The following is a 9292-nucleotide window of genomic DNA, read 5'->3' on the forward strand; positions in this document are numbered from 1 at the left end:
CACCGCATTCGCGAGCAAGCCCGCTCCCACATTTGATTGCATTCCAATCAGGGAATCAGGCCAGCTCAGGGGCGCTAGCGTACGCCTGTTCCAGCAACACGGTGAAGCGCACGAACGCATCAATCGCGCCTTTCTCCACTTCGGCTTCTTCTTCAGCGGTGAATTCCAGTGCGTCGAGGGTGCGGGTGAAGCGCTTCCAGCCTTCAGCGCGACCCCCCGCAGGCTCGCCCAGGTGACGGGCACCGAAGGTTTCGCTCAAACCCAGGCCCACGGCACGCTTGATCAGGAACGCGGCGCCCAGCTTGGAGCCTTCGGACACGAACAGCCAGCCCAGCGCTTCGGCCTTGCTCGGGTTTTTCACCGCGCCGGCCACCGGTGCCGGTACTTCGGTGTCCAGGTCGCCCAGGTCCAGCTTGGCCGCTTCGGCACGGCAGCGTTCGGCGAGGTCAGGGACGATCTTGATCAACTCTGCATCGTTGTACAGCGCCACCAGCTCCGACTGGAACAGGTATTGCGCGACCACGAAGCGGGCGAAGTTGGCCTGGGTTTCAAACGGTGCGTGGGCCTTCACCAACGCATCGAGCTTGGTGTGCGGTTCGTTGGTGATCTGGTTCAGGCGCTGGGAGCGCAGGGCTGCACGTTCTGCGGTAGGGGAGGCGGTCATCGGGGAGTCCTTGAGAAGAGAAAGCGTCTGGTTGCCAGGCTGTTATGAACTAGACGAACCAGAAGACGCGTCACAGTAAAAAATCCTCACCCCGGCGCAGATTAAATCGCGCCGGGGTGAGGCTCCATGGATCAGATGTCCCAGATCAGATTGATCGCAAAGTTGCGGCCCGGCTGGGTCAGGCGGTCGAGGTTGGCCGGGCCGGTCACACCGGCTTCGCCGACGCTGTCGTAGCTGCGCACGTCATCCCAGTTCCAGTATTTCTTGTCCGTCAGGTTGTACAGGCCGCCGTTGATGGTCACGTCGTTGGTGACCTTGTAGAAGCCGGTCAGGTCGACGATGCCAAAACCCGGGGTCTTGAACGGGCCGTTGGCGCTGTTGCCGTCAGGGGCGAAGAAGGTGGTGCTGTCGACGCGGTCCTGTTTCTTGACCAGGGTCCAGCTGACCAGGGCACCGTAGTTCTGCTGGTCATAGCCCAGGCCGAACACGCCCTTGAGCGGGTTGACGCTGTTCAACGGTTCGCCGTTGTCGTCATTGCGCCCGTAGGTGTAGGCAATCGAGCCTTGGGTATACAGGCCCTGCGGTGCGCCGAATGCGTCGAGGCTCAAGCGGCCCTTGGCCTCCACGCCCTTGATGGTGGCGTGCTTGATGTTGTTGGCTTCGAACTGCTGGACGGTGCCACCGGCAACCGAGGCATCTTCGTCGATGAAATCACGGTACTTGTTGTAGTACACCGCCACATCAAACGAGCCCGAGTCGAAGTTGCCGCGAATCCCGGTTTCGACGCCCCGGCTGCTTTCCGGCTTGAGGTCCGGGTTGGGTTCGACGGTGTAGCGCTGCTGCAGGTTTTCAAAGCGGCCATACAAGGCCTTGGCCGACGGGGTGCGATAGCCTTCGGCGTATTGGCCGAACCAGGTGTATTGCTCGGTCAGGGCGTAAGTCACGCCGAACTTGGGCGTTACACGGTGCCAGTTCTTTTCCGAATCGCTGTGGTCGTAGATGCGTGTCGGGTCAACGGTATTGAGGAATTCCTGGGTCAGCTTGGGTTTGAGCTGGATGTAGTCGTAGCGGGCGCTGGGCAGGAAGGTCCACTTGTCCCAGGCAATCTGGTCCTGGGCAAACAGCGCGTAGGAGTTGATGGTCGGGTCGGGGAAGTCGCTGGCTTTTTTCACGCTGTCGGCGGCCGACGGGCTTGGTGCACCGATGGCGGTGCAGCCTGCGCCGACCGCCAGGCAGGTCGCGGCGCCCTCACGGGAACCGGTGACTTTCTGCTGCTTGAGGGTGGTGCCGTAGGTCACGACATGGTCGGTTTCGCCGATGCTGAAAGCCTTGTCCAACTGCGCGTCGAATACCCACTGCTTCTCTTCGTACAGGGTCTCGCGGGTGCGCAATACCTTGCGCGATGGCTGGTAGATTTCTGCGGTGGTCTGGTCGGTCTTGGCGATCTGGTAGTTGAGGCTGGTCTTGATGTGATCGGCAATCGGCGAGTCGAGGGCGAACTTGTTTTCGATGCCGAAGCGTTCGCGGGTGATGGTGTCGTTGCCCGTGCGGCCGCGGTAGAAATTGAAGCCCTGGCCACCGACAAACGGGCCACCCACTGCGTTTTTCAGGTTGGTGTCGCGATCGTCCTTGAACTTCTCGTAGGTCAGGCCCAGGCGGTTGTCTTCGCCGTAGTTCCAACCCAGTTTGGCCAGCACGTTGGTGGTGCGCGCATCTTCCGGGTTGGCGCCGGTGCGGGCCAGGCCGGTGGCGTTATTCCCGTCGTAGGATTCCATCTCGTGACCGTTGCGCTGGCTCAGGTGCAGCAAGCCGTCGAAGTCCTGCACGCGACCGGCGACGGTGCCGGAGGTCAGCCAGCTCTCATCGGCGGAGCTGTAGCCGGTCTTCAGGCGTGCGCCGTAGTCCTGCCCGGGCTTGATGATGTCGTTGGGGTCGAGGGTAAAGTAGCTCACCGCGCCGCCGATGGCGCTGCTGCCGTACAAGGCCGAGGCCGGGCCGCGCAGGATTTCCACGCGCTTGACGATTTCCGGGTCGACGTAGTTGCGGCGGGTCTTGGCGTAGGGGCCGTTGAAGAAGTTGTCCGGCACCTCGACGCCGTCCACCTGGGTCAGGATGCGGTCGCCGTCGATCCCGCGAATGTTGTAGCCGGCATTGCCGGAGCGGGTGCCGGCACCGCCCACCGAAACACCTGGCTCATAACGCACCAGTTCGCGGATGGTGTTGACGTTCTGGCGGTCCAGTTCTTCGCGGTCGTGCACGGTCACGGTGCTGGGCACGCTGTCCACGGCCTGTTCCTGGCGGGTGGCACTGATGGTCATCTGTTGCAGGGTGATGGCACCGACGGCGACGCGTTTTTCCAGCACGATGTTGTTGTTGCCCAGTTTGCGATAGCCCAGGTTGGTCCCCACCAACAGCCGGTCCAGGGCTTTATCCGCCGGCAATGAGCCGCGCACGCCAGGGGACGACACACCCTGGCCCAGTTCTGCCGGCAGGCCGACTTGCCAGCCGGTCACCGCGGTGAAGGCGTTCAGCGCCGAGACCAGGGATTGCTGCTCGATGCTGAAGCTGTAATTGCCCTGGCTGCGGCTGGCAGGCTCGGCGGCGGTGGCAGCCATGACGGGCGCACCGGCCAACAGGATTGCGGCCGTCAGCAGCGACAAGCCCTGGCGGCGAACGGGCGAAGAGGACCGGCGGTTGAAACGAGACGACATCGAGAGCGCTCCGGAAGGTACGAATCTTATAGTTGCGCACTGAATCAAATAGGAATCAGTTGCATTGGCTATAACGAGACGTATCGTCGCTGGCTATCGAGTAAAAATAATTCTCATTTAGTTCAGGATCACCAGCGCCGGGTATTCCGAGAGCTTGGCCGAGGTGATGTGGGCCAGGGAGCGCACCACGTCGAGCGGCTGGTCGAGCCGGTAATTGCCGGTGACGGCCACGCTGGCGAGCCTGTCGTTGTTGTTGACGATCCAGCCGGGGTAGTAGCGACGCAATTCGGCCAGCACTTCGCTCATCGGGCAGTTTTCGAAGATCAGCCGGCCGTCGACCCAGGCCAGGTCCTTGGTGGTGTCGAGTTTGGCCGGTTGGCCGAAGCCCTTGGGCCCGATGCGGATACTTTCACCGGCGCTCAGGCGCACCCGCGCGTCGTCAAACGTGTTGCTCAGGTCGACATCACCACGCTGTACCTGAACCTGGGCTTCACCGTTCAAGTAGCGCACCGCGAAAGAGGTGTCGCGCACGCTGGCGCGCACCGGGCCGGCGTCGATTTCCAGGGGCAGGCCACGGCTGGGCAGCACTTCGAAAAACGCCTCGCCCTGATACAGGCGGGCGATGCGCTGGTGGTCCTTGATGCTGCTGGAGAAGGCTGAGTTGGTGTTGAGCAACACTTTCGAGCCATCGTCCAGCTGCAGGCGCTGGCGTTCGCCCACCACGGTCAGATGGTCGGCCTGCAGGCGCATAGGCAGGTTGCTGAAGCTGAACAGGCCCAGCAGCAACACAGCGGCAGTGGCCAGGGGCTTCCAGTGCGGTTTGATACGGCGCCAGGCGCTGGGTTTGCGTGGCGCATTCAGGGCGACGGCAGCGCTGTGAACCGGCGCGCCGCCCCAGGCAGTCTGGGCCTTGATGAAGGCTTCGGCGTTTAACGGGTCGTTGGCGAGCCAGGCTTCAAATTCCGCCTGCTGCCCGGGTTGCGGGCACTGCAACGCGATCAGCCAGTCGAGGGCTTGGTCCATGGCCGCGTCTTGCAACACCTCATGAGCGAGCTCATGGGGGTGCCGTTTATTCGGTTCCGTCACGGTGTTCCTCGGGTCTTCGCCACGTTTTAATCAATAGTCCTACAGACTGTGCCGACAAAGCTTAAGGGCGATCCAGTCTTTCGGCCACACCTATGCAGATGGCCATGATCAGTTTCAGTTCCTTCTGCACGGTGCTCAGGGACACGTCGAGCTTGTCGGCGATCTCCTGATAGCTGCAACCGTGCAGGCGGCTGAGGATGAATATCTGCTGCTGGCGGGCGCTCAACTGGCCGAGGCTGACACTCAGGTGCTCGAGCAATTGCTCGGCCTGTGTCGCGTCTTCGGGGGTGCTGACGGGGGAGGCGACGCTTTGCAGGACGTCCAGCGGGACATCTTCCTGCAGGGTGCGGGCCTGAATCCTGCGGGCGCGCAGGTGGTCCAGCGCCAGGTTGCGCGCCGTCTGGTAGACAAAGGGTTCGAGGTGGTCGATCGGCCGTTCGCTCAGGGCCCGGGTAACGCGGAGGTAGGTTTCCTGCAACAGGTCCTCGGCGGTGCTGTGGTTATTCACCATCCGCTGCAAGGTGCGCAGCAAAATCACCCGCTGGGTGAGGAAGACTTGGTTGAAACGAGATTGGCTCACAGTGATACCAGACCGATTTGCAGCGAATGATAATGCTTATCATCAACGCAAATGGCAAGTGGCACTTTGGATTACTGTAGGAGCGAGCTTGCTCGCGAAGGGCGTCAACGATATCGCTGGCATCCTGAATAAACGCGGTGGTTTTGCGTTTTTCGCGAGCAAGCTCGCTCCTACAGGCCGAGCATTACTCGGCGTTGCACAGCGCCAGGCAGTTATCCAGCATCCGGTTCGAGAAGCCCCACTCGTTGTCATACCAGGCCAGCACTTTCAGCAGTTTGCCGCTCACTTTGGTGTGATTGGCGTCGAAGATCGACGAAAGCGGGTTATGGTTGAAGTCGCTGGAAACCAGCGGCAGGGTGTTATAGCCGAGGATTTTCGAGTGCTGGCTGGCTTCTTTCAGCAGCGCGTTGACCTGCTCGGCACTGGCTTCTTTTTTCAGTTGCACGGTGAGGTCCACCAGCGACACGTTGATCACCGGTACACGCACGGCCATGCCGGTCAGCTTGCCTGCCAGTTCCGGCAGCACCAGGCCCACGGCTTCGGCAGCGCCGGTCTTGCTCGGGATCATGTTCTGGGTGGCCGAGCGCGCGCGGTACGGGTCGGTGTGGTAGACGTCGGTCAGGTTCTGGTCGTTGGTGTAGGCGTGGATGGTGGTCATCAGGCCGCTTTCGATGCCCAGCTCGCGGTGCAGCACCTGGGCCACGGGCGCCAGGCAGTTGGTGGTGCAGGAAGCGTTGGAGATGATCTGGTGGGATTGACGCAAAATGTCATGGTTTACCCCATACACCACGGTGGCATCAGCGCCCTTGGCCGGGGCCGAGATGATCACCTTGCGCGCGCCGGCGGTAATATGGGCGGCGGCCTTGTCACGGTCGGTGAACAGACCGGTGCATTCGAACACCACGTCCACCTTGTGGGCAGCCCACGGCAGGTCGGCCGGGTTGCGAATGGCACTCACGGCAATCCGGTCACCGTTCACGGTCAGGCTTTCCTGATCATGAGCGACCTCTGCGTCGAAAGTACCGTGGACGGTGTCGTATTTAAGCAGGTGGGCATTGATCGAGCTGTCGCCGAGATCGTTGATGGCGACGATCTGCAAATCCTGACGGTAGCCTTGGGTATAAAGTGCGCGCAGGACATTACGGCCAATACGGCCAAAACCATTGATAGCGATACGTAGAGTCATTGGAAGGTGCCTGTCGTCGATTTGTTGTAAGAATTACAAGATTATTCGCATAAAAATAGAAAACAAGCCTTTTTAGTGGCAATATTTTGTTCAATCTACAACGAGTGACCTGAATCAACTGGTCCGATTGGTCAAGCAACACCCTGCCAACCTCTTCGCGGCGGGCTTTTGACCAGCATAGACACTCAGGTCGCCACATCCGTTAGCCTGGAGTTCTATACATGCATCCCCGCGTACTTGAGGTCACCGAACGGCTTATCGCCCGCAGCCGTGCAACCCGTGAGGCATACCTTGCGCTCATTCGCGGCGCTGCCAGCGACGGCCCGATGCGCGGCAAGCTGCAATGCGCCAACTTTGCCCACGGCGTGGCCGGGTGTGGCACCGAAGACAAAAACAGCCTGCGCATGATGAACGCCGCCAACGTGGCAATTGTTTCGTCATATAACGACATGCTGTCGGCCCACCAGCCATACGAACATTTCCCCGAGCAAATCAAAAAGGCCCTGCGTGAAGTCGGTTCTGTTGGCCAGTTCGCCGGCGGTACCCCCGCCATGTGCGACGGCGTGACCCAGGGCGAGCCAGGCATGGAGCTCAGCCTGCTGAGCCGCGAAGTGATTGCCATGTCCACGGCGGTAGCGCTGTCCCATAACATGTTCGACGCCGCGCTGATGCTGGGTATCTGCGACAAGATCGTCCCCGGCCTGATGATGGGCGCCCTGCGCTACGGCCACCTGCCGATGATCTTCGTACCGGGCGGCCCGATGCCGTCGGGGATCTCCAACAAACAGAAAGCCGACGTGCGCCAGCGCTACGCCGAAGGCAAGGCCACCCGCGAAGAGCTGCTGGAATCGGAGATGAAGTCCTACCACAGCCCGGGCACCTGCACCTTCTACGGAACCGCCAACACCAACCAGTTGCTGATGGAAGTCATGGGCCTGCACCTGCCGGGCGCTTCGTTCGTCAACCCGTACACGCCGCTGCGTGACGCCCTGACCCGCGAAGCCGCGCACCAGGTCACGCGCCTGACCAAGGCCAACGGCAGCTTCACGCCGATCGGCGAGATCGTCGACGAGAAATCCATCGTCAACTCCATCATCGCCCTCAACGCCACTGGCGGGTCCACCAACCACACCCTGCACATGCCGGCCATCGCCATGTCGGCGGGCATCATCCTGACCTGGGATGACATGGCCGACCTCTCCGAGGTGGTGCCGACCCTCTCCCACGTGTATCCAAACGGCAAGGCCGACATCAACCACTTCCAGGCGGCGGGAGGCATGTCGTTCCTGATCCGCGAACTGCTGGAAGCCGGCCTGCTGCACAACGACGTCAACACCGTGGCCGGTCATGGCCTGAGCCGCTACACCCAGGAACCGTTCCTGGTGGACGGCGAGCTGGTATGGCGTGAAGGCCCGATTGAAAGCCTCGACGAAACCATCCTGCGTCCCGTGGCCCGTGCGTTTTCCCCGGAAGGCGGCCTGCGGGTAATGGAAGGCAACCTCGGCCGGGGTGTAATGAAGGTCTCCGCCGTGGCCCTCGAACATCAAATTGTCGAAGCCCCGGCCGTGGTGTTCCAGGACCAGCAAGACCTGGCCGACGCGTTCAAGGCCGGTGAGTTGGAAAAAGACTTTGTTGCGGTGATGCGTTTCCAAGGCCCGCGCTCCAACGGCATGCCGGAATTGCACAAGATGACCCCGTTCCTCGGCGTGTTGCAGGATCGTGGCTTCAAAGTGGCGTTGGTAACAGACGGGCGCATGTCCGGCGCCTCGGGTAAGATTCCCGCCGCGATTCACGTCAACCCCGAAGCCCAGAGCGGCGGGCCACTGGCACGTGTGCGCGATGGCGATATCATTCGCGTGGATGGCGTCAAAGGCACCTTGGAGCTTAAGGTGGACGCCGAAGAATTTGCCGCGCGCGCGCCTGCCACGGGCCTTCTGGGCAATAACGTGGGGGCCGGTCGCGAGTTGTTTGCGTTTATGCGTTTGGCTGCAAGCTCCGCAGAGCAGGGCGCCAGCGCCTTTACCTCTGCCTTGGAGACACTTAAGTGAAGCTAGCGCTGGTCGGTGATATCGGTGGTACCAACGCCCGTTTTGCGTTGTGGCGGGATCAGGAGCTGCATTCGATCCGCGTCCATGCGACGGCGGATCATGCCAGCCCGGAAGAGGCGATCCAGGTCTATCTGAAGGAAGAAGGCCTGGCCATCGGCTCGATTGGCGCGGTGTGCCTGTCGGTCGCGGGGCCGGTGAGTGGAGATGAATTTAAATTCACCAACAATCACTGGCGCCTGAGCAAGACTGCGTTCTGCAAGACCTTGCAGGTGGACGAGCTGCTGCTGGTGAATGATTTCTCGGCCATGGCCCTGGGCATGACCCGCCTGAAGCCCGACGAATTCCGCGTGGTGTGCGAAGGCACGCCGGAGCCGTTGCGCCCTGCGGTGGTGATCGGCCCGGGCACCGGCCTGGGCGTGGGCACCTTGCTCGACCTCGGCCATGGCCGTTGGGCGGCATTGCCGGGGGAGGGCGGCCATGTCGACCTGCCCGTGAGCAGCCCGCGTGAAGCCCAGCTGTGGCAGCACATCTACAATGAGATCGGCCATGTCAGCGCTGAAACTGCCTTGAGCGGTGGCGGTTTGCCCAGGTTGTACCGGGCGATCTGCGCGGTGGACGGTCACGAGGCGGTTCTGGAAACCCCCGAGGCCATCACTGCTGCCGGCCTGGCGGGTGATCCGATTGCCCTGGAAGTGCTGGACCAGTTCAGTATCTGGCTGGGCCGGGTCGCCGGTAACAACGTGCTGACCACCGGCGGTCGTGGCGGGGTGTACATCGTGGGTGGGGTGATCCCGCGCTTTGCCGATTTCTTTATCAAGAGTGGTTTTGCCAGGAGTTTTGGCGACAAGGGCTGCATGAGCGACTACTTCAAAGGCATTCCGGTGTGGCTGGTGACGGCACCGTATTCAGGGTTGACAGGTGCTGGTGTGGCGCTTGAGCAGGCATTTGCGTAGGCAGTGATGGCCTCTTCGCGAGCAAGCCCGCTCCCACATTCAATCCCATTCCAACTGGATGAAT

The 9292-nt window shown here is 61.5% G+C and carries 7 protein-coding genes; 2 read left to right on the forward strand and 5 right to left on the reverse strand.

The genetic code is table 11. The features are described from left to right. Positions 1 to 55: 55 nt before the first annotated feature. The 5 genes from ACW9I6_RS27340 to gap form a co-directional block, all read right to left on the reverse strand. Positions 56 to 664 (reverse strand): biliverdin-producing heme oxygenase, encoded by a 609-nt coding sequence (locus ACW9I6_RS27340; RefSeq protein WP_003214109.1) that lies wholly within the window; start codon positions 662 to 664, stop codon positions 56 to 58. Between the two features lie 131 nt (positions 665 to 795). Further along, complete coding sequence (locus ACW9I6_RS27345; protein WP_457340046.1) at positions 796 to 3375, reverse strand: TonB-dependent receptor; 2580 nt, start codon at positions 3373 to 3375, stop codon at positions 796 to 798. 117 nt (positions 3376 to 3492) lie between these two features. Continuing rightward, positions 3493 to 4461 (reverse strand): FecR family protein, encoded by a 969-nt coding sequence (locus ACW9I6_RS27350; RefSeq protein WP_087694633.1) that lies wholly within the window; start codon positions 4459 to 4461, stop codon positions 3493 to 3495. A 61-nt stretch (positions 4462 to 4522) separates the two neighbouring features. After that, entirely contained in the window at positions 4523 to 5041 is a 519-nt protein-coding gene (locus ACW9I6_RS27355; RefSeq protein ID WP_003214115.1) for an RNA polymerase sigma factor, read from the reverse strand. 184 nt (positions 5042 to 5225) lie between these two features. Further along, complete coding sequence (gene gap / locus ACW9I6_RS27360) at positions 5226 to 6227, reverse strand: type I glyceraldehyde-3-phosphate dehydrogenase (protein WP_003214117.1); 1002 nt, start codon at positions 6225 to 6227, stop codon at positions 5226 to 5228. Positions 6228 to 6448: 221 nt separating this feature from the next. Between gap and edd the strand changes: the two genes are divergently transcribed. Continuing rightward, complete coding sequence (gene edd, locus ACW9I6_RS27365) at positions 6449 to 8275, forward strand: phosphogluconate dehydratase (protein WP_003214119.1); 1827 nt, start codon at positions 6449 to 6451, stop codon at positions 8273 to 8275. Continuing rightward, positions 8272 to 9228: a glucokinase gene (locus ACW9I6_RS27370; RefSeq protein ID WP_003214122.1), complete on the forward strand. Its 957-nt coding sequence runs from the start codon at positions 8272 to 8274 to the stop codon at positions 9226 to 9228. The genes edd and ACW9I6_RS27370 overlap by 4 nt, the downstream gene beginning before the upstream one ends. Positions 9229 to 9292 lie beyond the last annotated feature (64 nt).

This window comes from Pseudomonas sp. SDO5522_S412, assembly GCF_054071215.1.